Source organism: Chitinophaga sp. Hz27, from assembly GCF_042263525.1.
Taxonomy (GTDB): domain Bacteria; phylum Bacteroidota; class Bacteroidia; order Chitinophagales; family Chitinophagaceae; genus Chitinophaga.
Genome location: NZ_JBHKFJ010000005.1, coordinates 115,581 through 139,899 on the forward strand (window position 1 = coordinate 115,581; position 24,319 = coordinate 139,899).

Here is a 24,319-nt window from a genome sequence, read left to right on the forward strand (position 1 = left end):
TAGTTCTTCATTGATTGGTTGCAGGGTAATACCTGCCTACGTAATCAAAAATATAATGATTAAATGTTTCAGCTCCACCGAATAGAAATGCAATTTCAACAGGCATAACAGCCATCTGCAGGTTTTGTTCTGCCAGTTCTTTTTTAAGAAGATGTAATCTGACAGCATCTTTTTCGGTGGTTACTACTATTTTGTTTTCACCTGGTAAATCACCCAGTTCTTTTTTAATTTTCTCTATATCTCTTCCGGAATAGTAGTAATGGTCCGGGAAAGGGAGCAGGAACACTTCTTTGAAGGAATTCCTTAGTTTTTGCAGCAATGGTTCCGGCCTGGCTATACCACATGCCAGCAAAACTGTGGTGGTAGCGGCCGTATTTACAGGCTCGTGGGTGATCAGGTCATACATGGTCCCGTACTGCAAGGTAGTAAAAAAGACCTGCTGATGTGGCAAAGGGTTAATTTCTTTTTCAATAGCGGTCTTTTCTGCCAAGGTCATTTCAGGCGGACACTTGGAAACAATAATACAATTTGCACGGGCGTATCCGGCACGTCCTTCTCTTAATCTCCCGAAAGGCACCACATGATCTTTAGTAAATCTCCTGTTGTACTCTGTGATCATAATATTGAGCCCGGGTTTAATGGAGCGGTGCTGGAAAGCGTCATCCAGCAGCACTACCTGTGTTCCTGGTTCATCCATCAGGAGCTGTGGAATGGCTAGCATTCTTTCCTCCCCTACAGCAACGTGAATATCCGGGTACTTATCATGAAACTGCATAGGCTCGTCGCCGATATCAGCAGCAGTGCTATGTTGGTCGGCAAGGATATATCCGCTGGTACGGCGGTTATAACCACGGCTAAGGGTGGCTACCTGAAACTGGGTTTTCAGGAGGCGTATCAGGTATTCGACATGCGGTGTTTTGCCAGTACCCCCTACAGACAGGTTACCACAGGCAATTGTGGGCAGATCAAATTCCACAGCGGTCAGGATGCCTTTATCGTAGAACCGGTTCCGTATCCACATAACGAGTCCGTAGAGCAGGGAAAAAGGATAGAGTAAGACGGATAAGTATTTGAGCACGTTATTATTTTTTTTGCAGATGATAAATGTGATCCGGTGTTACCACGGTTTGTAGCGGGATATCCCAGGGATCTGTTTCTGGTATGACTGCGATGGGCCCGAAAAGCGAAAGTCCTACCGTTACTACGTCCGGGCGGCAGGTTTTCAGGAATGCATCGTACATACCTTTGCCATAGCCTACTCTGTGGCCGGCCTCATCGAATGCCAGCAGCGGGACAAACACCAGGTCTGCCAGTTCGGGCGAAACTTCGTCCTTACTATCTGGTTCAGCGATACCGTATTTATTTTTTACCAGGTTAGTATTTTCTGTCCAGAGATAATGGGTCATCTGTCCATTTTTCATATCAGACCTGGACAGCATCCACTGGATTTCCGGGTATTTAGCCTTTAGTTGATGAATAATGGGCCAGGTGTCGGCCTCCTTCTTTTCCAGTATAGGCAAAAAAACGTGGATATAATGGATTCCTGAGAAGTTGAGCTGCAGAACGTTCGACAACAATCCGGCGTTTAATGTGGCTGCGGTGTTCTCGTCCAGGTTGAGTCTTTGTTCCAGGAATTGTTTTCGTATATCCTTTTTCGTTGTCATCAGATTAGTTGGTTGAGTGCAGGCGTCAACAACTGTGCCTGTTCGTAAATAAATGCCTTTCCGACAGTTTCAGCTTCTTTGATCCTGCCTATGCGGGGTATTCCGGACCACCGGATGATATCCTCCTCATTGGAGTGCCAGTCGCCGCCAAAAATCCATCCAGCAACGGGAATGCCTGCATATTGCAGCATTTTCGCGGTAAGCATGGCATGGTTAATACTGCCAAGATAGTTGCGGGCAGCAATTATGACACGTGCCTCCATACTTTTAATCAGGTCGATGGTAAAGATATCCTCGTTGATAGGTACCATGAGTCCTCCGGCGCCTTCAATCACCAGTGGCCTGTTAACATCGAAGGACGCCAGCTTTGCCAAAATATCCTGTGGCTGTATGGTGACACCTTCCAATCGGGCCGCCAGATGAGGCGATGCGGGTTCTTTCAGCGCATAAACCTCCTGGTGGCATTGAGATATATTATTAGAGAGCAGAGAGCGGATGGTGTTGGTATCTGTACCTTCTGCCAGTCCTGTTTGTACCGGCTTCCAGTAGTCAGCTTTCAGTGCTTCGGTTACACAGGCGGAAGTTACCGTTTTGCCAACGCCGGTTCCGGTGCCTGTAATAAAAATCCTGTTGTTCATCCCGGCAAAGATAATGCTGTTTTGCATGCAGTTATGCCTATGGGGCTTTCTTTACCTGCTTTGTGGGCCTTGGGGTCTTTTGAGAGAAAAAAAATCCTAACTTACGATGGTACAACCTCATTGACATATGAAATATTGTGAAAACATCCTCGAAACGATCGGACATACCCCGTTAGTCAAGCTGCATCGTGTATCTGCCACCTTGCCATGTACAGTTATGGCCAAAGTAGAGTTCTTTAACCCAGGCAACTCCATCAAAGACCGTATGGCGGTAAAAATGGTGGAAGTGGCCGAACAACAGGGACTGCTCAAACCCGGCGGTACCATCATTGAAGGAACCAGCGGTAATACAGGTATGGGCCTCGCACTGGCAGCCGTTATCAAAGGTTATAAATGCATCTTTACAACCACTGATAAGCAATCAAAAGAAAAGGTAGACATACTCAAGGCCGTAGGCGCAGAAGTAATTGTTTGCCCTACTAACGTGGAGCCGGAAGATCCCCGCTCCTACTACTCTGTATCCAAACGACTTGCCCAGGAAATCCCTAACTCGTTTTACGTAAACCAATATGATAACCTGGCAAACAGAGAAGCGCATTACGAACAAACGGGCCCCGAAATCTGGGAACAGACAGCTGGTAAGATTACCCACTTGGTTGTAGCCACTGGTACTGGTGGTACAGTTACCGGCACAGGTAAGTATCTCAAAGAAAAGAATCCAAACATACAAGTATGGGCGATAGACAGCTATGGCTCACTGCTGAAGAAATATTTTGAAACCGGAGAGATAGATATGAGCGAGGTATATCCTTATATCACTGAAGGTATCGGGGAAGATTTCGTGCCGCAAAACTACGACATGGACGTGATCGACCGATTCGAAAAAGTTACCGATAAAGATGGAGCCGTGATGGCCCGCCGTATCACCAAAGAAGAAGGCATCTTTGTGGGATATAGCGCAGGATCGGCCATGGCAGGGCTTATCCAACTAAAGGAACATCTCAAGCCAGATGATCTGGTAGTAGTTATTTTCCATGATCATGGTAGCAGATATGTGGGCAAAGTATACAATGATCAATGGATGATGGAACGAGGATTCCTGGATGTGAAAACAGTAAAAGACGTAGTTAACTCACGTCGAAATCAGCCGCTGGTAAGCATCTCCCCGGAAGATAAAATTAGTGATGTAATCGCTAAAATGAAAAAATTTGATATAGAACATCTGCCGGTAATGCAACATAACGAGATGATAGGTTCTGTTTCAGAAGGTGGTTTGTTCAACAGATTAATAGATGACGGTAACCTGAAAGATGCGCTGGTAAAGCAAGTTATGCAGGCGCCATTTCCGATTGTAAATGAAAATACACCGATAGAAAAACTCTCGATGTACATCAATAAAGAAAATGGAGCCGTGCTCACCAAAGATGAAAGCGGCGATCATCATATCGTTACCAAATACGATATCATACAGGCTTTGGGCAGATAAACATATGGAATATACCGATCAGCTCCAACGTACTATTATATTGGATAAGGCACCAGCGCGCATTGTGTCGCTGGTGCCTTCCCAGACAGAGCTGCTATTCAGCCTGGGACTGGAAGACCGCGTGGTGGGCATCACTAAATTTTGTGTGCATCCCGATCGTTGGTTTAGAAGCAAAGTACGTGTAGGCGGCACCAAACAAATACATTTTGATATTATCAGGAATCTGCAACCTGATCTCATTATTGCGAATAAAGAGGAAAATACAAAAGAAGATATTGAAGCCCTTATGAAGGATTATACGGTGTGGATCAGTGATGTACATCATTTGAATAATGCGCTGGAGATGATAGCAGGATTGGGCGCCATTACGCAAACTTCCGCGCGGGCAGCGGCATTGATCGCGGAGATCAGGAGTGACTTTTCCAATTTGAAACCTTTGCCGACGCCTATTCCTACGGCCTATTTTATCTGGCGGGAGCCATATATGACTGCAGGGAACGATACTTTCATCCATCAAATGCTGCATCATTGCGGTTTACACAATGTGTTCGGGAACCTGACGCGGTATCCTACCGTTTCTCCGGAAGATATACGTGCCAGTGGCTGCAAGCTGATCTTACTGTCATCCGAGCCTTATCCTTTTAAGGAGAAGCATATGGAAGAATTTCAGGCGTTGGTGCCTGGGGCCAGTGTCCAATTGGTAAATGGAGAAATGTTTTCCTGGTATGGCAGCAGGTTGCGGGAGGCCACAGCTTATTTTTCAGGGCTGATGGCCGGCTTAACGACGGTTGTTTAATGGTACCGGAAACGTATATACGTAGGAGTTGCCTGTGTTAAATTGTTGTGGCTCAGGCATTGGCGTACAAAATACAATTATCCGTTTGTATTTTAAAGGATTGTTGTAAAATCTTATTTCGCTATAAATCTTCTCATTTACTCCTTATATTTGCTATCCTAAAAAACAAATATCTTTTAGAGTATGGGAAAATACAGAGCTGGCGTATTATTCGGCGAAGAGCTGGATGCGCTGTATAACGATGCCAAAGACAACGGATTTGCTATGCCTGCCGTAAACGTAGTAGGAACTAACTCAGTAAACGCGGTACTGGAAACAGCAGCAAAGGTGAATTCACCGGTAATTATACAGTTTTCAAATGGTGGTGCTCAGTTCTTCGCAGGTAAAGGAATGCCAAACGATAAACTGCAGGCAAACATTGCAGGTGCTATCTCTGGTGCAAAACACGTACACGAAGTTGCTAAATACTATGGTGTTCCTGTGGTACTGCATACCGACCATGCTGCTAAAAAATGGCTGCCTTGGATCGATGGTTTGCTGACTGCTGGTGAAGAATTCCACAAGCTGCATGGTCAGCCACTGTTTAGTTCTCACATGCTGGATCTGTCTGAAGAACCACTGGAAGAGAATATCGAAATTTCCCATAAGTACTTCGAAAGAATGAACAAACTGGGCATGTCTATCGAAATCGAACTGGGTGTTACCGGTGGTGAAGAAGATGGCGTGGACAACTCTGGTGTAGATAACTCAAAACTGTATACTCAACCTGAAGATGTTGCATTTGCATACGAAACTTTATCAAAAGTAGGTAGCCGCTTTACAGTTGCAGCTGCATTTGGTAATGTTCACGGTGTTTATTCTCCAGGTAACGTAGAACTGCGTCCTATCATCCTGCAGAACAGTCAGGATCATATCCAGCAGAAATTCAGCACCAAAGCTAAACCAGTATACTATGTATTCCACGGTGGTAGCGGTTCTCCAAAACACCAGATTGCTGAGTCACTGGGTTATGGTGTAATCAAAATGAACCTGGATACAGATATGCAGTGGGCATTCTGGGAAGGTATCCACGATTACTACGAAGCTAAGAAAGATTATCTGCAAGCACAGCTGGGTAACCCAGAAGGCGCAGATAAACCAAATAAAAAATACTACGATCCTCGCGTTTGGCTGCGTAAAGGTGAAGAAACCTTTGTTAAACGTCTGGAAGAAGCATTCCAGGACCTGAACTGTATCAACAGAAATGCATAATCATTGATTTGATCAGGTTTGAAAATAAAGCCCTGCCAATGGCAGGGCTTTATTTTTTTGTAAGTATGGGATTTTTGACAGTAGTATGCATATAAATAAAATATTAAATATAACTCCCTGTCTTTTTTATAAATATAAAACCAATGCTGTAGCAGATTTTTTGTTCAATCTGCTATTTACCAAAAAATTAGGGTGAAACGTAATACATTAATTCGTATCTTGCACCACTATTTTCTAATCTAATAGCAGAATATGTCTAGCTGGTTTAAGCGAATTAAACAAGGCATTTCCACTACCACCAGTGAGAAAAAAGAAGCACCGGATGGGTTGTGGCATAAATGTCCTAACTGTAAGAAAACCACCACTGTTAAAGATCTGAAGGAGCATTTTTATGTTTGTGATAAATGTAACTATCACAATCGTATCAACTCCGCTGAGTATTTTGAGATCATTTTTGATAACCAACAGTTCGAAGAGCTGTTCCCTAATATTTACCCAACCGATTTCCTGGGCTTTAAAGATCTGAAGCCATATGCTGACAGGCTGAAAGATGCCCAGAAGAAGTCTGGCCTGAAAGACGCCATGACTGTAGGTGCAGGTAAAGTAGGTGGAAATGATCTGGTAGTAGCCTGTATGGACTTTAACTTTATCGGTGGCTCTATGGGTTCTGTAGTTGGAGAAAAGATCAGCAGGGCAATTGATTACTGCATAGTAAACAAAAGCGCATTGATGATCATCTCTAAATCAGGTGGTGCCCGTATGATGGAGAGTGCGTTTTCGCTGATGCAGATGGCTAAAACCTCTGCCAAGCTGACACAGCTCGCCAATGCAAGATTACCTTACATTTCTCTGATGACTGACCCTACTACTGGTGGTGTTACTGCATCTTACGCTATGCTGGGTGATCTCAACATTGCAGAACCAGGCGCGCTGATCGGCTTTGCAGGTCCAAGGATCATTAAAGAAACTATTAAGAAAGATCTTCCTGAAGGATTCCAAAGTGCAGAGTTCCTGCTGGAACATGGCTTCCTGGATTTCATCATGGACAGAAAAGAATTGAAGACCAAACTGGCAACAGTACTTTCACTGTTCAAAAAATAAACATTACGTAAAGTGCTTTATGGATTTGCAGCCTGGTCTTCAAATCCATAAAGCATTTTTGTAATCACACATCTATGGCAGAATTAAGAAACAGATCGGCATATTTTGAGTACGCAATAGAAGACAAGTATATTGCCGGGATCGTATTAACCGGTACGGAAATAAAATCTATCCGTGCTGGCAGAGTGAGTTTTAACGATGCATTCTGTTATTTCCACAAAGGAGAATTGTTTGTAAAAAGCCTGCACATCGCAGAGTATTCCCACGGCACTGCCGCCAACCACGAGCCATTGCGTGAAAGAAAATTGTTACTCACCAAGAAAGAGCTTAGAAAAATCGAAAACAAAATCAAGGAAAGAGGCTATACCATCATTCCTTTGAGAATGTTTATCAATGAGAAAAGTCTGGCTAAAATGGAAATCGGCATTGGTAAAGGTAAAAAGCTCCATGATAAGCGAGAATCTATCAAACAACGTGAGTCGGACAGAGAGTTGAGGAGACAATTCAAATAGTCAATCAACATATCCCTTAAATCTATCCCAAGTGCATTTCATAAACCTATTATCCCATCGGATACAGTCTGTTTGCTGTGTATTGGCTTTGTTATTCCTGTTCTCCTGTAAATCCGGTGAGAAGCTGTATAACAAAGGACGCTACGATGAAGCAGTACTCGCATTTGTAAAGAAACTGCAGCGCAGACCACAAGATGCCACGGCCCTGAAATTACTTCCTGAAGCTTATAAACAGGCCTTCCAACATCATGAAGCGAATGCCACAAGGCTGATACAGGAAAACAATCAGCTGAAATGGGAAAAGATACGCATGGAATACAGATCCATGCAAACGCTGTACAACACCATTCATAACAGCCCTGCTGCCCTGGCGGTAGTTACTCCTAAAGACTACTCCGCCGCTATTTCCGGCGCCAATGAAATGGCTGCACAGGAACGCTACGATCGTGGTACTTCCCTGCTGGACCTCGGCGATAAAGCCAGCGCACGCAAAGCCTACTATGAATTTGAAGCAGCACTGAAAATAGTTAACAACTACAGGAATACAAAAGAATTGCTGGATGTAGCCTACCAACGTGCCGTTATCAACGTAGCCATCAGCCAGATCGATATCAGGTCGCCCTACTTCCAGTTTTCCGCTGACCAATTCAGGGATTACCTGGTGCGTAGTGTACAGGATCAGCATATCAATACCTTTGTACAATTCTTCGATGATAACTTCGCAAGAGCCAATAAAGTACCCATTGATCAGTTCCTCGAACTTCATTTCTTTGACTTCGTTGTAGGCCAAACCTATATAGACCGCACCCAGCGCGACGTTTCAAGGGAAATAGTAGAAAGCACCAGTAAAGATTCTACTGGAAAAGAGATCAAAAAATATAAAACGGTAAAGGCTACAGTTTATATCACCAGACAAACAGTGGTATCTAAAGGTATGCTGGACTATCGTATCATGAATACAATGGATGGTAAGGTACTACGCCAGAACAGGATTCCGGGTAGCTACACCTGGGTAAATCAATTTGGCACTTATCGTGGAGACAGCCGTGCCTTATCTGACGATGATCAAAAGATGATGGGAGGCCGCGAATTGTCGCCACCACCGCCGGATCAACTCTTCCTTGAGTTCACCAAACCTATTTATGTAGATATGGAAAGAGATCTTCGTACATTCTATAGCGTTATGTAAATGATCACTTTTTCTCTTTATAAAAAAACGGGTCTCTACAAATAGAGACCCGTTTTTTTATCCTTGATTTCAGGCAATTTTTTGCTGAATGATTGGCAATAACTGGTGTGCCGGCACTACCCCACTCTGCCGCCATAATAGCTTTCCTTCTTTAAACAACATCAACGTGGGTATACTGCTGATCTGCCATTGAGCAGAAAACTGCGGATTTTTATCTACATCTATTTTTATAATCCTGAGATTATCCCCCATCTTATCTTTCACCTCTTTTAATATAGGTGGTACCATTTTGCAGGGGCCGCACCAAACAGCATAGCAATCTATCAATAAAGGAGTTGAAGACTGGATTAACGCTTGCAGATTTTCCATAGCACCTAATTTTACTGCAATGTAAGATTTGTATACAACACTAACAAAGCCCTGAAGAGGCCTCTAGTATCAAGAAAAAACGTATATTAAATGCATAATTTTTGTTTATGCATCCCTTGACTATTGTAATCTATTGCCTATGGCTGGCATCTGAAATCTGGCTCAACCGCGTATTACGCGGCAGCAGTACCGACAAACAAAATCAGGACCGTGGAAGTCTCACGGCTATATGGCTTGTAATTGCAGCTAGCATGACCGCTGGCATTTCGTTGTCTTACCAACATAGTCCACTAATTGCGCAAGATCAAACCACCATGCACATTGGTGGACTGATTATTATTTTAATTGGCATCGTGCTGCGATATGCTGCAGTGGCCTCATTAGGTAAATATTTCACGGTAATGGTGACCATCCGGGAAGGACATCAGGTCAAAAAAGACGGCATGTATAAATTGATTCGTCATCCCTCTTATGCAGCTTCTCTCCTGTCCTTCATTGGATTCGGTATTTCTACTAATAACTGGTTAAGTCTCCTGGTGGTTGTGATTCCTGTATTCCTGGTATTTCTTTATCGCATAAAAATTGAAGAAAAGGCTCTGCTGAAGCAGTTTGGCCAGGAATATGCAGATTATATGCATCATACGAAAAGATTCATACCATATATTTTATAGCAGATAATATTTATAAAAAACGTAGGGCCGGTCAAGTTATGACCGGCCCTACGTTTTTATATTCTATCCTAATTATAAGTTAGGATTGTTTTGTACTTCAGATAAAGGAATTGCAAAGAGATAATATTTGCTCTGTGGAACGAAAGAGGTACCGTCAGGGAACTTCAGTGTTCTGTGGCCTTTTGCTTTCACTTGTTTGAAGGTACCATCTGCACGGGGCACGCTGATGATAGAATCGCTGCCGGTGTAGGAAGTAAAGGCTTTACGCACTACCGTTCCATTCGTACGAATGATATCAGATAAAGAGAAGCCTTCGCCCCAGAGTTCTTTTCTGCGTTCGATCATGATGGTATCAATGATCTGGCCGGTACCTTGCACGTAAGGATAAGCGTTACGTGCATTTCTGAGTTCATTCAGACGCAGTGCGGCGGTGGTAGCATCACCGGAACGGGCATAACCTTCTGCTTCAATCAGCACCATTTCGGCAGAACGCATTAGTACGAAGTCGCCTATCAGCGCTGTCTGGTCACGGAAACGGAATTTCTTATATCTCAGGTAACCTTCCTGAGAAGGCAGTGTATCCCAATCGAAGAGTTTCGTACGTACGTCTCCGTTATCAAAGAAGTTTTTGAAATAAGGATCTGCCATGAAGCTGTAGTAGTAAGAACCTGGCGAGCTTACATCCAGAAAATGGAAGTTATAGCTGGCATTGCTCTGATTAGGCGTCTGCGGATGTCCCCAGATCCATTCTACATTGCTAACATCATTGAAACCTTTCTGGTAGTCGTCGCCAGACATCAGCGCAAAGCCTTGACGTGCAGCGGCAGCTTTTTGCTGAGCGAGGCTCCACTGCTGGGTTTGAAGGTAAGCACGTGCTAACATTCCTTCAATTACATTATAATTGATTTTGTATTTCTTGCTGGCGTCTCCACGATCATAACCTTTAACCAGTGGTTCTGCAGCCAACAGGTCAGCGATTACCTGGTCGTATACCTGTTTAATAGTAGCACGTGGCTTTCCTTGCGTAGCTGCAGTAGTAGGTTCCAGATAAATAGGAACTGCTTTTGCGTTTGGATCTACGATCGGATTAAACTGATAGAAAGAAGCCAATGTGAGATAGCACATTGCACGTAATCCATAGGCCTGGCCTTTCAGACGTGCTTTCTGTGCCGCATCCCCACTAACACCATCTACGCGGGTGATAACAGCGTTGGCATTATCTATAACTTTATAAAGAATAGTCCAGTAAGCGCTTACACGGTTTTTGGTATTGTCTACCATTTCCACAAACGTATATGCGTCACGCAAACCATATTTAGTTGTAACTGCTACATCATCGCCCATAGCATCGCTGGCGCGCGCAATTGAAGTATATCCCGGAACCGCATAGGTATAGAATGTTTCCATGGCATAAGCCCATGTACCATTGAGAACGGTTTCCACGTTATCAGCTGTAGTAAATACCTGGTCATCTGGCACCTGGTTAGTCGGGTCCTGCTTCAGAAAGTCCTTGCTGCAAGCACTCAGCAACACGGCGCCCAATAAAGCGGTAAGTATATATCTGTTCTTTTTCATGGGTCAATTTTTAGAAATTCAGGTTAATACCGGCAGACAATGATTTCACAGCCGGATAACGATAATAGGTAACTCCGTTTACTGCCTGTTCAGGATCCATTCCTTTGTGACCATAGATGGTCAGCAGGTTTTCACCTTGTACATAAATGGTAAGTCCATGCAAATGCGCTTTATCCATCAACGTAGCTGGGAAGGAATAGCTCAGGTTCACGTTTTTCAATCTCGCATATGACGCATCATATAACCAGCGAGTGGAGTTAGATGTCCAGTTGGTATTGTTGGTAGTCAGTGCAGGTACATTGGTATTGGTATTAGTTGGTGTCCAGCGGTTCAGGATTTCTGAAGACCAGGAGCGGCCAGGGTTGTTACCAGTATGCATCAGATATACATAGTCATTGTCCAGTACTTTACCACCCAGAGAATAAGCCCAGAGGAAGCTCAGAGAAAAATTCTTATAAGCAAAAGTATTATTCAAACCTCCGTAAACATCTGGCAATGCAGATCCTGCATAGTTGAGCGTACCAGCGCTATAGTTGGTGGTAGTAGTTTTTGCTCCGGTAGTAGGATCAGTAACATACCATAATGGATTACCAGTTTTGGCATCTACCCCCGCCCATTCACGCAGGTAGAATTCGTAGATAGATTTGCCTACCATTAATTTCTTCGTTCCGCTGATGATTTCTTTCTGTGGCAGAGAAGTTACTTTATTCTGGTAGTGCGTCATATTGAAATCTACTGTCCAGCGGAAGTCCTTTGTTTTAACAGGGACACCACGCAGGGTTACATCGATACCGTTGTTACGCATTGCGCCGATGTTCTGGTTGATAGAACCATAACCGGTGGAAGGTGCTTTCGGTAAAGCAAAGAGCAGGTCTTTGGATTTACGCTGGAAGAATTCTACTGTACCACCAAATCTGTTATCAAACATAGCCCAGTCTACACCTACGTTCAGGTTCAGGTTAGTTTCCCATTTGAGGTTAGGGTTGTTGAGGGTGTTACGATAAGTACCACCTTCGCCCAGGTTGCTGTTTACGTCGTAGAGCGACTGGTAGGTATAGTAGGTACCGAGGTTATCATTACCCTGTGCACCGTAGCTGGCGCGGAGCGTCAGTACATCCAGCCATTTGGTATTTTTCAACCAGCTTTCTTCGGTCATTTTCCAGGATGCACCTAAAGACCAGAAGGTACCCCAGCGCTTATCTGGTGCAAATCTGGAAGATCCGTCGCGGCGTAATGAACCGGAGAAGAAGTATTTTCCTTTGTAGTCATATTCAGCACGGGACAGGTAGCTGCTCAGGGTGAAGTTATCGGAATAACCGCTATAGCCGAGCAATACCGCCGCATCAGCGGGTTCTGTGAGTCCTGGTAAGGAGAAACCAGAGCGGTTACCATCAATGAAGGTATAATTGAATTTATAAGCTTCCTGACCTGCGAGTAAATTAATATGATGTATTTGGTTAAATGTTTTTTCGTAGGTAAAGATGTTGTTCCATGTCCAGCTGAAAGTGCGGTAGCTGCCACGGTCTACAGTACCTCCAACAGGTGCGTCGAAGCCCAGTGTTGGGTTCGTATAGTCGTGGTTCATCATTTGAGAATAGTCAGCGCTGAAAGTGGTTTTAAATTTCAGTGCGTCCCAAATGGTGGCTTGCGCGAAGGTGCGGGCAGAAACATCGTCTCTGAGCACCTTGTGGAGGTCGATGCCCGCAGTTTGTACCAGGTTGGTGTTAGGATTGTTGGCACTAGGGCGATAATCGCCGTAGTCGAATATCCTGTTTCCTTTTGGATCAAGAAGATATGCGCCGGTGGCTGGATCGCGTTGATAGATCGGATAGAAAGAAGGCATCAGACGACCATAGTTTACATAGTTGTCTGAGCGGCTATCTTCAGAAGGAGGCGCTTGTTGATCAGAGTGTGCACCAGAGAGGTTTAATCCTACTGTGAGCCATTTCTTTGCGTCTATTTCTACGTTTGCACGAACATTATAACGTTTGAAACCTGAACCGATATAAATGCCCTGATCATCGAGGTAGCTACCGGAGATATAGTATCTTGATTTATCGCTGGAGCCGCTGATGTTGAGGTCTGCTTGTGTATGGCGACCAGTTTGCTGCATGGCTTTGTCCCAGTTGTCGTTCCAGAGCGGGTGAGCGCCGGACAACAGTTTACCGTCAGTGCCAACAGGTTCATCGAACGCGGTACCATAAGGGTTGATACCGAGATCGCCTACTACGTTGCCGCTGGCATTGGCTGCGGCTTGAGCTGCGGAGAGGCCGTTGGTCAGGTAAGTATTGCGGAGTGCTTCCCAGTACAGGCGGAAATAATCGTCTGTGCCTACCTGGGCGTAGTCTTTCACGGCACGTTTAGAGAAACCTTGTGCAACGCGAACGCCTATATTTCCTTTTCCTTTTCCTTTTTTGGTAGTGATGATAATAACGCCATTTGCACCACGGGAACCGTATAAGGCGCTGGAGGCGGCATCTTTCAATACAGAAATGGATTCGATATCAGAAGGGTTGATGGCGTTGATGCTACCGGAGTAAGGCGCACCGTCTACTACATACAGGGGATCTGCAGAGGCGTTGATGGAGCCGATACCACGGATGCGGATGGTTGCGTCGGTGCCTGGCTGGCCGCTCTGGGCGGTGCTTTGCACGCCGGCTACCTGTCCTTGCAGGCCGCGGGAAACACTGGAGATCTGTCTGTCTGCCAGGTCAGCGCCTTTAATTTGTGCAACAGAACCGGTGAGTGAGTTTTTCTTTCCGGTACCGTAGGCGATGATCACTACTTCGTCGATATCCTTACCACTGGACTCCAGTGAAATACGTATAGGCGTGGTAGTGATAGCTACTTCCTGTTGTTTCATGCCGATATAACTAACAACGAGTTTTGTAGCAGTAGCGTTGGTAATGGTGATTTTAAAAGAGCCGTCCGGGCCAGAAGTTACGCCCTGGGTGGTACCGGCTACCACAATCGTTGCTCCGGGTAATGGTTGATTTTCCCTGGCCGAATATACGGTACCAGTAACGGTACGTGTCTGTGCGAAACCCAAAAGGGGTCCTAACAGCACGAATAAAAATAATAGACGTTGTAGCATAAGAGGAGAATTGGAGGTTTATGCGGTTTATGTGGGTAAAGCAATTTTAACCCTGAAACCCTTTATGGTTCAGGTGTGCAAGCTATGATCCCGTTAATTAAGTGATTACAGTCAGCGATTTTGTGTGGTCGATCAACAATACATTCGCGCGGTGGCACAACACGACGAACATACAAAATAGAATGGCTGGTCTTTTAATAAATGCTTCCTTTTCATTAGTTTCATATTATTACCCTATTAATCCTATAGACTGTTGGGACGCAAAGCTAGTGGTATTTACGTTATCAACAAAAAGAAATGTTAAAAAGTTGTCGAAATTTATTTTCCATGGGTCATAAGCAGTACGATTATTACACCTGAAGTGGTGAGTGTTATGTTGGCTACTGCATAGGCTACGGTATAGCCCAGTGCAGGAACTTTACTATTGAGCGCGTCTTGTACGGCCAGCAGTGGTGCGGATTCATCGTGGGCGCCGGCGCAGGCTCCCAATCCAATTGCAGGATGGAATTTGAACACGTACTTGGAGAGGAAAAGCGCCAGTACCATAGGTGTTAAGCTAAGTACTATCCCTGCTACAAATAATGTCAACCCTTCCTGTTTTAAACCGGTGAGGAATCCTTCGCTGGAGGTGAGGCCAACGATGGCGATAAAAACGTGCAGTCCTAATTTGGTCAGCACCCATTGCGAAGAGGGTGGTATATAACCAAAAGTAGGTCTGGCGCTGCGCAGCCATCCAAAGAAAAGGCCGGCAATGAGGGAACCACCACTGGTACTAAGTTCGAGAGGTACTGCTCCAACTTTCCATGTCAAAGCTCCTACCAATGTACCAACTACGATACCACCTGCCAGGTATACGATATCTGTCTCCACTCCTGTTTTCTCTTTAAAGCCCAGCAGTGGTATAGCACGGTCTAAATCTACCTGTATACCTACTAGCTCGAGCACATCTCCCTTAGACAAAGAAGTAAGGGGGGATAATGGAATTTCAATACCGGCACGGGTAAGCTTTCGAATACTGATTCCTCTGAATAAGGGGTCAGCATCTAGTCTGCGTATATGATATCCTATTACCTTTTTATTCTTTACATATACTGTCACATTCTGTACGGGAAAAGTCAACAATTCAACATCGGCTACTTCCTTACCTAGTAAGGGATCCGCACCAATTGCGGATACACGTTGTCCACTGACAGCCACGATGTCACCGGCATGGAGTGGGAAGTCGGGAGTAATAGGTATAAGCTTCCCTTCTCTGCGTACACGGAGTATCCAAAGCAGTCTTCCTTTAGATTTTAGCACATGTTCCAGTTCAGCAACTGTTTTGCCATCACCAATAGTTTCTTTACTTAGCAGGTAGGCACGAAAAGCCACCTGATCATAGGCATTACTGATATCTTGTTCTTCTTCATCGCCACCGGATTCACTGAGCTGAGCTTCCAGCTTTTTAGTTTCTTCTATCAGCTTCGCGCGGCTGCCCGACATAAACCATGGTCCTATAACGGACAGGAACCAGGATGTACCGGCTGTACCAAAAATATAGGTAACGGCATAAGCTACCGGTATCTGGTCCAGGTAACGGTTTTTCAGATCGTCGGAAATATTCAGGTCCTTGATACTATTGGAGGCCACACCAATGATGGCAGAACAGGTATTGGAGCCAGACAGAAATCCGGCAGTTGTTCCTACTTCAAAGTGCAATAATGAGGCGATGGCCCAGCAAAGCAGTAAACTACAAACGCACACTATAAATGAGAACGCAGCCAATGGCATTCCATCTTTTTTTAATGCCTGGAAAAACTGGGGGCCAATACCATAGCCGGTACAGAAGAGAAAAAACAGGAAAAAAATTGATTTGGTGGCGTCAGGGATGGGGATATGATATGTACCGATGAAAATACCTGCCAGCAATACGCCTGTTACGGTGCCCAGTGTAAATCCTTTGATATGAATTTTTCCGATATAATAACCTATCATGAGGGTTAGCATGACAGCTATTTCGGGATATTTCTGGAGTGTATGAATCAGCCATTCGAACATAAAGCAATAGTTGAATTGTCGCATTTACTACAATTCAACTATTGAATTGGTTCTACCTGTTATTATACTTTATTACCCGTTGCCACTTTCAAAACCGGTGTCGATCAGCCAGTTGCCGCTATCGGCGGCGGCTGTAGCCAGTTCATCACAGCGGTTATTGAAAGGATTTGTAGCATGTCCCTTCACCCAATTCATTTTTATTTTATGTTTTCTATAGAGTGGGATAAATCGTGTCCAGAGATCTTTATTTTTTTTATCCTTGAATCCTGTTTTTACCCAGCTCCATATCCAACCTTTTTCTATACTATCTACCACATATTTACTGTCTGTATAAATATTCACATCCAATCCATCACGTTTAAGGGCTTCGAGTCCGACGATTACCGCCAGTAGTTCCATCCTGTTATTGGTGGTTTTGCGGTACCCCTGCGACATTTCTTTTCTGATGTTACCCCAGATGAGGATCGCGCCATAACCGCCAGGGCCGGGGTTGCCGCGGGATGCTCCGTCTGTATAGATTATAAGTTCAGCCATTCGGCGAAGATATTATTTTTCTCACAAAGCACGCAAAGCATGCGGAGGTGCGCCTGCGGCGCTATGCCGCTCCGCGGGCACGCAAAGCAGCATAAGGAGCAAAGCAGCAAAGACGTACGTTTTGTTGTTCTTTGAGCGTAGATTAATAGCCGCTAAAACAATAAAACATAATCCTTATGCTACTTTGCGTGAATAGCGCCACAGGCGCACCTCCGCATGCTTTATCCAAACTATCAGACCTGAAAAACCCCTACATTAAACTGCTCGGCAACTGGTGCATGTTCTGCTGCTTTAATGCCTTCGGATATGCGTAACCGTGTGTCTATGGGATCGATGATCTCATCTACCCAAAGCCTTGCTGCTGCATAGTATGGAGACGTTTGTAAATTGTATTTTTCTGTGATGGCAGCGAGTAATTTTTTTTCAGCTTCAGGGGTAATTTCTTCTCCTTTGGCTTTCAGCGATGCAACCTGGATCTGTAATAATGTTTTGGCGGCCTGCTCCCCTCCCATTACTGCGATCTTAGCAGTGGGCCAGGCATAGATAAAGCGGGGATCGTAGGCCTTTCCGCACATGGCATAGTTACCGGCGCCATATGAGTTTCCTACGATGATGGTAATTTTTGGGACAACAGAATTGGCGACTGCATTCACCAGTTTAGCACCGTCTTTGATGATCCCGGCATGTTCGCTACGGCTACCAACCATAAAACCGGTAACATCCTGAAGGAACACCAATGGAATCTTTTTCTGATTGCAGTTCATGATAAAGCGGGCGGCTTTGTCGGCGCTATCGTTGTAGATAACACCCCCCATCTGCATTTCGCCTTTACGGTTCTTAACGATTTTACGTTGGTTGGCTACAATACCTACTGCCCATCCATCTATGCGGGCATACCCACAGATGATGCTTTTACCATAGTCTTGTTTGTACTGATCAAATTCAGAGTTGTCGGTAATGCGGGCGATCAAATCCAGCATATCATAAGTTTTGGTGCTATCTGCCGGAATGATCGAATAGAGGTCTTCTGCTGGTAAAGCCGGTGCTACAGGTTTGGCTCTGTCGAAACCAGCGCCAGGTGTATGGCCGATTTTGCTGACGATACGTTTTACCTGGTCCAGGCATTCTTCATCTGACTTGAATTTGTAATCAGCGATACCAGAGATTTCTGTATGGGTAACAGCACCTCCTAACGTTTCCGCATCTACGTCTTCACCGATGGCTGCCTTTACGAGATAAGGCCCTGCGAGAAAGATGGAGCCATTACCTTCTACCATTAGCACTTCATCACTCATAATGGGTAGATAAGCGCCGCCGGCTACGCAGCTACCCATAACAGCAGCAATCTGTGTGATGCCCATAGCGCTCATACGTGCGTTGTTACGGAAGATACGGCCAAAATGTTCTTTGTCGGGGAAGATTTCATCTTGCATAGGAAGAAATACGCCTGCACTGTCTACCAGATAGATCACAGGCAAATGATTTTCCATGGCGATCTCCTGGAGGCGCAGGTTCTTTTTTCCTGTGAGCGGAAACCATGCACCTGCTTTCACCGTCATGTCGTTGGCAACGATCATACATTGGCGTCCGCTTACATAACCGATACCACCTACGGTGCCAGCGGCAGGACAACCACCATATTCCGGATACATTTCATAGGCAGCGAAAGCGCCTATTTCGGTGAATACGGAATCTTTGTCGATCAGGTACTCAATTCGCTCGCGGGCAGTCAGCTTACCACGCTGGCGAACTTTTTCAAGGCTTTTTTTCCCTCCGCCCTGCTCAATCGCACCCAGGCGTTGTTTCATTGTACTTACCGCCAGGCGTATGGCATCCTCATTTTTATTGCTTTCCAATTCCTGTTGATTCATAACGATGGTTTTTTTGTAAATTACGAATAACGAATATGAATTCCTTAATCTTTCAGGTATGTCATTTACCCAACATGTAGCCAATTCTCTGGAAAGTCTTTACAATGGTGAGCCCTGGATGGGAGTTACTTACAAGGAGCACCTCATACGTATTGATGCAGACATGGCAGTGAAACGATTTGGTGAATCCAATTGCATCTGGCAGATTGTTAGCCATGTGATTTACTGGCATCAGAGAGTTGCGCGTTATATGCATAACGAACCACCAGAACAGGATGGCGATCTTCCAGATTTTTATCTTCCCGAAAACCACGGCCCCGACAACTGGCATGCCACGCTGGGACGGCTGGAACACTCTTTCAAAGAAACGGTAACGACTATACGTGCCTTTCCAGAAAAGGAACTGTTCGATGCCTTTCCGGGTACCGATAATCCTGCCATTTATTATTTACAGGGACTGGCAGAGCATGATGCCTACCATCTGGGGCAGATTGTGCTTTTACATAAATACGCCTGATCTAACGGGCATGCCTGATTGAAAATTGCATTCTCCTCAGGTAAGGTCCATATCATAACGCTGTTCATAAACTTGCTGCCCCCACATCTGGAGGAGTTTTTCTCCTGTTTTCCTGAACCCAAGCTGTTTATACAAGGTGATAGCCGTCGTTTGCATACTGGTGGTCATCAGGTAAACCGTCTGATAATTTTTTTCCCTGCAGAAGCTAATCGCGTCCTGCAGTAATTTTTTGCCCAGCCCTTTCCCTCTGAAATCGGGATGTACCAGGAACCAACGCAGCTGGGCGAGGTAACGTGTAGATCCGAGTATTGCTACCGATCCAACAATTTTACCACCACTTACTGCCAGGAATACGCGGTCTTTTGCAACAGAGTATGTAGACAGAAACTCTGAAAAGGATTTGCATACATGTCCTTCAAATTCAAGATTATAGCCTATTTCCTTTGCATATAGTTCACCGTGCAGGTAGATCAGGTAACCTACATCACCAGGCAATAGCTGTTGTCGGAAAGTAACCTCTCCACCCGAAGTGTGTTCACCTTCCAGGATTTGCTGTACTGAACCCATTGCGGCAGACAATTGCTCCTGCTGTTTTTCAGATAAGGTGGTGAGCATGGTCGTGATTTCATCTTTGGCTTCCATTTCCAGGGATGACAGCAATTGCTGGCCTGCCGGTGTTAGCGTTACCGAAAAACTACGGCCATCTTGCCGACTAGCTTGTCGCTGTACCAGCTCCTGCATTTCCAGGGAGCGGATGATACGGGTAAGGTAGCCGGGGTCTGTGTCGGTTACCTGAGCGAGACGGCCGGCGCTGAGGTGCTCCCCATTAGCCAGCTCTGATAAAATGCGCAGTTCGGCATTGGAAAAAGCATGTTTGCTGCGATAATTATTCAGCTGGCCGGAGAACCGTTCATAAAAATGAGAAAAGCTGGTAACCCTGTTAATCAGGTTATTCAGGTCAGGCATAGTAACTTGTTTATCAATAAAAATTGAAATATAATTTGACAAAAGCAAATTTATTATTTGACGGAAGCAAGAAATGTAATTCGTGTTATTTATGGAAAAAGCTAAGCTCGATTCCATATATTTGGTACCTATTAAAACGGATACATGTCGCCAGTATTATTATTTTCATTTGTAGTTGCTTATTTCGTCGTCCTTCTTATTGTGGCCTGGTATACCGGTCGGAATTCAAACAACGAGTCTTTTTTCATTGGTAACAGGAACAGTAACTGGATGCTGGTTGCATTTGGTATGATTGGCACTTCTTTGAGTGGGGTCACCTTTGTGAGTGTGCCGGGGGCTGTTGGCAAAGATGCCTTTACTTATTTCCAGATTACGCTGGGGTATTTGATCGGATATCTGACCATTGCATTTGTACTTATTCCACTGTATTACCGTTTGCAGCTGACATCTATTTACAACTACCTGGAAAACCGTTTTGGAAGGGATTCCTATAAAACCGGGGCTTCCTTCTTCATACTATCCCGTACTTTGGGTGCTACTGCCAGGTTATTTCTGGTTGTGCGTATTTTACAGGAGACGATTCTGCAGAACTTCGGAGTGCCATTTGCGGTTACCACCATTATCATCTTGTTTATGATTTTGGTATATACTTATGAAGGCGGTGTAAAAACCATCGTTTATACAGATACCTTACAAACAACCTGTATGCTGGCCGGACTGGTCATTTGCGTATGGTATATACTGCATTCCATGGACCTGAGCTTTGGACAGAGCATTAAGGCTATGTCTGAGCGGGGCCTGACAAATATTTTTGTGGTGGATCCGAACAGCAAGCTGTTTTTTGTCAAGCAGATTATAGCCGGGGCCTTTATCACGATTACCATGACCGGGCTTGACCAGGAGATGATGCAGAAAAGCATTTCTGTGACTACTATGAAGGATTCACAGAAAAACCTGGTGTCCTTGGGCTTTATCATGCTGGTAGTCATTGGCCTGTTCCTGTTCCTCGGCGGGTTGCTATATCTCTATGCAGCACAGCAGGGCGTTACAGCTACCGGCGATAAATTGTTCCCAGAGCTGGCCTTACATCATATGCCGCCAGTGATTTCTGTGATCTTCATTATTGCGTTGATATCGGCCCTCTTCCCTAGTGCAGATGGTGCTATGACAGCTTTGACAGCATCTTTCTGTATTGACATATTGGGTATTCAGCGTAAGGGCTGGACACAGGAGAAGCAGAAGAAAGTGCGCCAGCGTGTACATTTGCTGATGGCGCTCACCTTCCTGGTTTTTGTGATGGTATTTGAATGGATCAACAATCAGAGTATGATTGGTGTGATCCTGAAAATAGCGACTTATACGTATGGTCCTTTATTGGGTCTCTTTACTTTTGGTATTTTCTCTAAACGTATTGTAAACGACAAGCTGGTACCAGTGGTTTGTATACTGGCGCCATTGGTTTGCCTGGTGATCGACAACAACCAGGAGCGCCTGTTCGGTAATTTCCAGATAGGTCTGGAGTTACTGGTGATAAATGGATTTATTACCTTCCTGGGGTTATTAATGATATCCCGTAGAGCGGGTTCCGAAGCACATTAAGCTTCGGAATCCGCCTCTATGGAGGCATTGAGCTTATCCAGCTCCAATATTGTAGTACGGCCGTTTTTACTTACACGATACATAGGTAGGAAACGACGGTTGAAAATAATTTCTTCAAAAGTATAGCTGGTACGTTGTTGTACCAGGTTGGAATAAACTTCGTTAAAACCTCTTACCAGCACATATACTTCTACATCTGCAATCCGCATATCTTCCTCTCCAAACCCGTTCAGCGGGCTATTTTCATCAATGGCGTGTACTACTGTCCAGTTCATGGACAAGCTATCAATACGTTTTCTTTCCAGTGCCAGTTCATAGTATTTATAGATCAGATGCCCATTGTCTTCTACCAGTAAAGCCAGATTTACCTGTATTTGCACATCCGTCAGCGTATGATATTCTTTATGGGATGCCATGCGGAACATCAGTGCCGTTTTGCCACGATAGGGTGCAATTAGTGCATTGTCGCTAAAAAGCAGGTGTGCGCGGGGGCGGGAAAATCGGCCATAGATCAAACCTGTTACCACTGCAAAGCTTAGAAAACCGGACATAGCCTCAATAGTAGCTACCAGGTTAGCCCCGTCTCCTACTGGGTTTACGCGACCATAACCTACCGTAGTAAAGGTTTCCGCACTAAAGAAATAGAGTTCTTTAAATTTCTGCCAGAAGGTATTTCCTATCACTCCTTGTAATTGTTGTGGACCTACAGCCCAGTAAATACAGGCATAAAGTAGATTTACACTAAAAAAGAATACTAGCAGGAAAATCACGAACTGCCATGCGGAAATATTCAGTAAGGTATGATAAATACTGTAGCGGTGCCAGAAGGGAGCGCCTTCCCGCCTTAAATTGAAGGAACCGTCGCGGTTAATAAAACGGCCACCATAGCCGGCAGCATTGATACCAAAGCCAGTGTCATCATTGACTTTTGAGAAAGGGTTTATTCTTTTGAGGAGCGCCATAACAGGGTATATTATACTGCAAAGCTAAAAAGATTTCAGATGACAGAAAGTGTTCGATCAACCACAGTTTCGGGTTTAACAGCCGAAAACATTACCTTTGCCGTTCATTTTATAGCAGCGTCATGACTTTTCGTGAATTAAATCTGAATTCTTCTTTACTGAATGCACTGGACGACCTTGGTATTCAGCAACCTACTACCATACAAGAGCGTGCATTTTCTGTGATCATGTCCGGCTCAGACGTATGCGGCATTGCGCAGACAGGTACCGGTAAAACCTTTGCCTATCTGTTGCCTTCGCTACGTATGTTTAAATTCTCTAAAGAGAAGCATCCACAAATGCTGATATTAGTACCTACCAGGGAACTGGTGGTACAGGTGATGGAGGCTATCAAAAAACTGACTACCTACATGAGCGTGGAGGTAATCGGACTCTATGGTGGCGTAAACATGAATCCTCAGGCAGCAGCGGTTCAAAATAAAGTAGATATTATTGTGGCCACTCCGGGGCGTTTATATGATATCATACTCAGTGGCGCCGTGAAGATGAAAAACATCAAACAACTGGTGATCGATGAGATGGATGAAATGCTGAACCTCGGCTTCCGCATGCAGATCCAGAACATTATGGACCTCCTGCCAGAACGCCGTCAGAACTTATTGTTCTCCGCCACGATTACAGAAGATGTAGAAAAGCTGATAGAGACGCATTTCAATAACCCTGCGCGCATTGAAGCAGCACCTGTTGGTACGCCACTTGAAAACATTGATCAACGTTTGTATCGTATACCTAACTTCTATACCAAGGTTAACCTGCTCAAAAATCTTATCTCTAATGATGAGACTATGACCAAGACCTTGATTTTTGCAGGTACCAAACAATTGGCAGATGACCTCTTCGAGCAGCTGCAGCCTGCATTTCCAGACAAAGTAGGTATCATCCACAGCAACAAGGAACAGAACCATCGATTCAATACCATTAACCAATTCCAGGCTGGCAACACTCGTTTCCTGATTGCTACGGATATCATTGCACGTGGTTTGGACATCACAGATGTTACCCATGTTATCAACTTCGATACACCGGATACAGCAGAAAACTATATACATCGTATAGGCCGTACCGGTAGAGCCGACAAAACAGGTATTGCCATCTTACTCACTAAAGATAGTGAGGTAGAGCAGCTGGAAGCGATAGAAGGTTTGATGAACTATACCATTCCGGAGCAACCATTGCCTGCAGACCTGGAGATCTCAGAAGTATTGACAGAAGACGAAAAACCGAAGGTATTCATGCGTAATACGCTAGTGAAAGCACCTTCCCGCGAAGAAGCTGGTCCAGCCTTTCATGAGAAGCTGGCGAAAAATAAAAAAGTAAACGTGAAAGTCAGCCATAAAGACAAGATGATGCTGAAATATGGTAAGCCTAAGAAACGAGGCGCTAAACCTAAACGTAAACGATAACAAAGAAGCCGGTCTCCAATTAGA

Annotated in this window: 21 protein-coding genes; 10 read left to right on the forward strand and 11 right to left on the reverse strand. The window is 44.7% G+C overall.

Going from position 1 to position 24,319, the window contains the following annotated elements:
• Positions 1–7: 7 nt before the first annotated feature.
• From lpxK to bioD, 3 genes are read right to left on the reverse strand one after another with little or no spacing between them, the layout of a single operon-like run.
• On the reverse strand, positions 8–1,078 hold the full coding sequence (gene lpxK / locus ACE38W_RS12560) for a tetraacyldisaccharide 4'-kinase (protein WP_375831309.1): 1,071 nt from the start codon (positions 1,076–1,078) through the stop codon (positions 8–10).
• Positions 1,079–1,082: 4 nt separating this feature from the next.
• Entirely contained in the window at positions 1,083–1,664 is a 582-nt protein-coding gene (locus tag ACE38W_RS12565) for a 5-formyltetrahydrofolate cyclo-ligase (RefSeq protein ID WP_375831310.1), read from the reverse strand.
• Positions 1,664–2,302 carry a dethiobiotin synthase gene (bioD, locus tag ACE38W_RS12570; RefSeq protein ID WP_375831312.1) on the reverse strand — a complete coding sequence of 213 codons (639 nt, stop codon included), beginning with the start codon at positions 2,300–2,302 and terminating at the stop codon, positions 1,664–1,666. Before bioD ends, ACE38W_RS12565 begins: the two co-directional genes overlap by 1 nt.
• Before the next feature lie 127 nt (positions 2,303–2,429).
• Here bioD and ACE38W_RS12575 point away from each other — a divergent pair, with 127 nt between their 5' ends.
• The 6 genes from ACE38W_RS12575 to ACE38W_RS12600 all read left to right on the forward strand — a co-directional run bounded on the left by ACE38W_RS12575 (position 2,430) and on the right by ACE38W_RS12600 (position 8,637).
• Positions 2,430–3,788, forward strand: a complete 1,359-nt coding sequence (locus ACE38W_RS12575; RefSeq protein ID WP_375831314.1) for a pyridoxal-phosphate dependent enzyme — start codon at positions 2,430–2,432, stop codon at positions 3,786–3,788.
• 4 nt (positions 3,789–3,792) lie between these two features.
• A complete protein-coding gene (locus tag ACE38W_RS12580) occupies positions 3,793–4,584 on the forward strand; it encodes a helical backbone metal receptor (RefSeq protein WP_375831316.1) in 792 nt (263 codons plus the stop codon).
• 183 nt (positions 4,585–4,767) lie between these two features.
• Positions 4,768–5,835 (forward strand): class II fructose-bisphosphate aldolase, encoded by a 1,068-nt coding sequence (gene fbaA, locus ACE38W_RS12585; protein WP_375831317.1) that lies wholly within the window; start codon positions 4,768–4,770, stop codon positions 5,833–5,835.
• A 252-nt stretch (positions 5,836–6,087) separates the two neighbouring features.
• On the forward strand, positions 6,088–6,936 hold the full coding sequence (accD, locus tag ACE38W_RS12590) for an acetyl-CoA carboxylase, carboxyltransferase subunit beta (RefSeq protein WP_375831319.1): 849 nt from the start codon (positions 6,088–6,090) through the stop codon (positions 6,934–6,936).
• Between the two features lie 74 nt (positions 6,937–7,010).
• The gene (smpB, locus tag ACE38W_RS12595) at positions 7,011–7,448 is read left to right on the forward strand and encodes an SsrA-binding protein (RefSeq protein WP_375831321.1); all 438 of its coding nucleotides are present in this window, start codon (positions 7,011–7,013) and stop codon (positions 7,446–7,448) included.
• A 31-nt stretch (positions 7,449–7,479) separates the two neighbouring features.
• The gene (locus ACE38W_RS12600) at positions 7,480–8,637 is read left to right on the forward strand and encodes a hypothetical protein (protein WP_375831322.1); all 1,158 of its coding nucleotides are present in this window, start codon (positions 7,480–7,482) and stop codon (positions 8,635–8,637) included.
• Between the two features lie 69 nt (positions 8,638–8,706).
• Here ACE38W_RS12600 and trxA read toward each other — a convergent pair whose 3' ends face one another.
• On the reverse strand, positions 8,707–9,006 hold the full coding sequence (trxA, locus tag ACE38W_RS12605) for a thioredoxin (protein WP_375831323.1): 300 nt from the start codon (positions 9,004–9,006) through the stop codon (positions 8,707–8,709).
• A gap of 107 nt (positions 9,007–9,113) precedes the next feature.
• Between trxA and ACE38W_RS12610 the strand changes: the two genes are divergently transcribed.
• Entirely contained in the window at positions 9,114–9,677 is a 564-nt protein-coding gene (locus ACE38W_RS12610; RefSeq protein WP_375831325.1) for a methyltransferase family protein, read from the forward strand.
• Between the two features lie 72 nt (positions 9,678–9,749).
• On the opposite strand, the gene ACE38W_RS12615 is transcribed toward ACE38W_RS12610, so the two are convergent.
• The 5 genes from ACE38W_RS12615 to ACE38W_RS12635 all read right to left on the reverse strand — a co-directional run bounded on the left by ACE38W_RS12615 (position 9,750) and on the right by ACE38W_RS12635 (position 18,788).
• A complete protein-coding gene (locus ACE38W_RS12615; RefSeq protein ID WP_375831327.1) occupies positions 9,750–11,252 on the reverse strand; it encodes a RagB/SusD family nutrient uptake outer membrane protein in 1,503 nt (500 codons plus the stop codon).
• 10 nt (positions 11,253–11,262) lie between these two features.
• Positions 11,263–14,346: a SusC/RagA family TonB-linked outer membrane protein gene (locus ACE38W_RS12620; RefSeq protein ID WP_375831328.1), complete on the reverse strand. Its 3,084-nt coding sequence runs from the start codon at positions 14,344–14,346 to the stop codon at positions 11,263–11,265.
• A 318-nt stretch (positions 14,347–14,664) separates the two neighbouring features.
• Positions 14,665–16,407 carry an aspartate-alanine antiporter gene (gene aspT / locus ACE38W_RS12625; RefSeq protein ID WP_375831330.1) on the reverse strand — a complete coding sequence of 581 codons (1,743 nt, stop codon included), beginning with the start codon at positions 16,405–16,407 and terminating at the stop codon, positions 14,665–14,667.
• Between the two features lie 48 nt (positions 16,408–16,455).
• Positions 16,456–16,917 (reverse strand): ribonuclease HI, encoded by a 462-nt coding sequence (gene rnhA, locus ACE38W_RS12630; RefSeq protein ID WP_375831332.1) that lies wholly within the window; start codon positions 16,915–16,917, stop codon positions 16,456–16,458.
• A gap of 233 nt (positions 16,918–17,150) precedes the next feature.
• Positions 17,151–18,788 carry an acyl-CoA carboxylase subunit beta gene (locus tag ACE38W_RS12635; protein ID WP_375831334.1) on the reverse strand — a complete coding sequence of 546 codons (1,638 nt, stop codon included), beginning with the start codon at positions 18,786–18,788 and terminating at the stop codon, positions 17,151–17,153.
• Positions 18,789–18,846: 58 nt separating this feature from the next.
• Here ACE38W_RS12635 and ACE38W_RS12640 point away from each other — a divergent pair, with 58 nt between their 5' ends.
• On the forward strand, positions 18,847–19,305 hold the full coding sequence (locus ACE38W_RS12640; protein WP_375831335.1) for a DinB family protein: 459 nt from the start codon (positions 18,847–18,849) through the stop codon (positions 19,303–19,305).
• A 36-nt stretch (positions 19,306–19,341) separates the two neighbouring features.
• Here the strand turns inward: ACE38W_RS12640 and ACE38W_RS12645 are convergent, their stop codons facing one another.
• Complete coding sequence (locus ACE38W_RS12645) at positions 19,342–20,271, reverse strand: GNAT family N-acetyltransferase (RefSeq protein ID WP_375831336.1); 930 nt, start codon at positions 20,269–20,271, stop codon at positions 19,342–19,344.
• A 144-nt stretch (positions 20,272–20,415) separates the two neighbouring features.
• Between ACE38W_RS12645 and ACE38W_RS12650 the strand changes: the two genes are divergently transcribed.
• On the forward strand, positions 20,416–21,870 hold the full coding sequence (locus ACE38W_RS12650) for a sodium:solute symporter (RefSeq protein ID WP_375831337.1): 1,455 nt from the start codon (positions 20,416–20,418) through the stop codon (positions 21,868–21,870).
• Here the strand turns inward: ACE38W_RS12650 and ACE38W_RS12655 are convergent.
• Positions 21,867–22,832 (reverse strand): ion channel, encoded by a 966-nt coding sequence (locus ACE38W_RS12655; RefSeq protein WP_375831339.1) that lies wholly within the window; start codon positions 22,830–22,832, stop codon positions 21,867–21,869. The genes ACE38W_RS12650 and ACE38W_RS12655 overlap by 4 nt on opposite strands.
• A gap of 122 nt (positions 22,833–22,954) precedes the next feature.
• Between ACE38W_RS12655 and ACE38W_RS12660 the strand changes: the two genes are divergently transcribed.
• Positions 22,955–24,295: a DEAD/DEAH box helicase gene (locus ACE38W_RS12660; protein WP_375831340.1), complete on the forward strand. Its 1,341-nt coding sequence runs from the start codon at positions 22,955–22,957 to the stop codon at positions 24,293–24,295.
• The last annotated feature ends 24 nt before the right edge of the window (positions 24,296–24,319 follow it).

Excerpts from the sequence above, each read along its gene's own strand:
- ACE38W_RS12565 (WP_375831310.1), bottom strand. The coding sequence starts at position 1,664 with ATGACAACGAAAAAGGATATACGAAAACAATTCCTGGAACAAAGACTC.
- bioD (WP_375831312.1), bottom strand. The coding sequence starts at position 2,302 with ATGAACAACAGGATTTTTATTACAGGCACCGGAACCGGCGTTGGCAAA.
- ACE38W_RS12575 (WP_375831314.1), top strand. The coding sequence starts at position 2,430 with ATGAAATATTGTGAAAACATCCTCGAAACGATCGGACATACCCCGTTA.
- ACE38W_RS12580 (WP_375831316.1), top strand. The coding sequence starts at position 3,793 with ATGGAATATACCGATCAGCTCCAACGTACTATTATATTGGATAAGGCA.
- fbaA (WP_375831317.1), top strand. The coding sequence starts at position 4,768 with ATGGGAAAATACAGAGCTGGCGTATTATTCGGCGAAGAGCTGGATGCG.
- accD (WP_375831319.1), top strand. The coding sequence starts at position 6,088 with ATGTCTAGCTGGTTTAAGCGAATTAAACAAGGCATTTCCACTACCACC.
- smpB (WP_375831321.1), top strand. The coding sequence starts at position 7,011 with ATGGCAGAATTAAGAAACAGATCGGCATATTTTGAGTACGCAATAGAA.
- trxA (WP_375831323.1), bottom strand. The coding sequence starts at position 9,006 with ATGGAAAATCTGCAAGCGTTAATCCAGTCTTCAACTCCTTTATTGATA.
- ACE38W_RS12610 (WP_375831325.1), top strand. The coding sequence starts at position 9,114 with ATGCATCCCTTGACTATTGTAATCTATTGCCTATGGCTGGCATCTGAA.
- ACE38W_RS12615 (WP_375831327.1), bottom strand. The coding sequence starts at position 11,252 with ATGAAAAAGAACAGATATATACTTACCGCTTTATTGGGCGCCGTGTTG.
- ACE38W_RS12620 (WP_375831328.1), bottom strand. The coding sequence starts at position 14,346 with ATGCTACAACGTCTATTATTTTTATTCGTGCTGTTAGGACCCCTTTTG.
- aspT (WP_375831330.1), bottom strand. The coding sequence starts at position 16,407 with ATGCGACAATTCAACTATTGCTTTATGTTCGAATGGCTGATTCATACA.
- rnhA (WP_375831332.1), bottom strand. The coding sequence starts at position 16,917 with ATGGCTGAACTTATAATCTATACAGACGGAGCATCCCGCGGCAACCCC.
- ACE38W_RS12635 (WP_375831334.1), bottom strand. The coding sequence starts at position 18,788 with ATGAATCAACAGGAATTGGAAAGCAATAAAAATGAGGATGCCATACGC.
- ACE38W_RS12640 (WP_375831335.1), top strand. The coding sequence starts at position 18,847 with ATGTCATTTACCCAACATGTAGCCAATTCTCTGGAAAGTCTTTACAAT.
- ACE38W_RS12645 (WP_375831336.1), bottom strand. The coding sequence starts at position 20,271 with ATGCCTGACCTGAATAACCTGATTAACAGGGTTACCAGCTTTTCTCAT.
- ACE38W_RS12650 (WP_375831337.1), top strand. The coding sequence starts at position 20,416 with ATGTCGCCAGTATTATTATTTTCATTTGTAGTTGCTTATTTCGTCGTC.
- ACE38W_RS12655 (WP_375831339.1), bottom strand. The coding sequence starts at position 22,832 with ATGGCGCTCCTCAAAAGAATAAACCCTTTCTCAAAAGTCAATGATGAC.
- ACE38W_RS12660 (WP_375831340.1), top strand. The coding sequence starts at position 22,955 with ATGACTTTTCGTGAATTAAATCTGAATTCTTCTTTACTGAATGCACTG.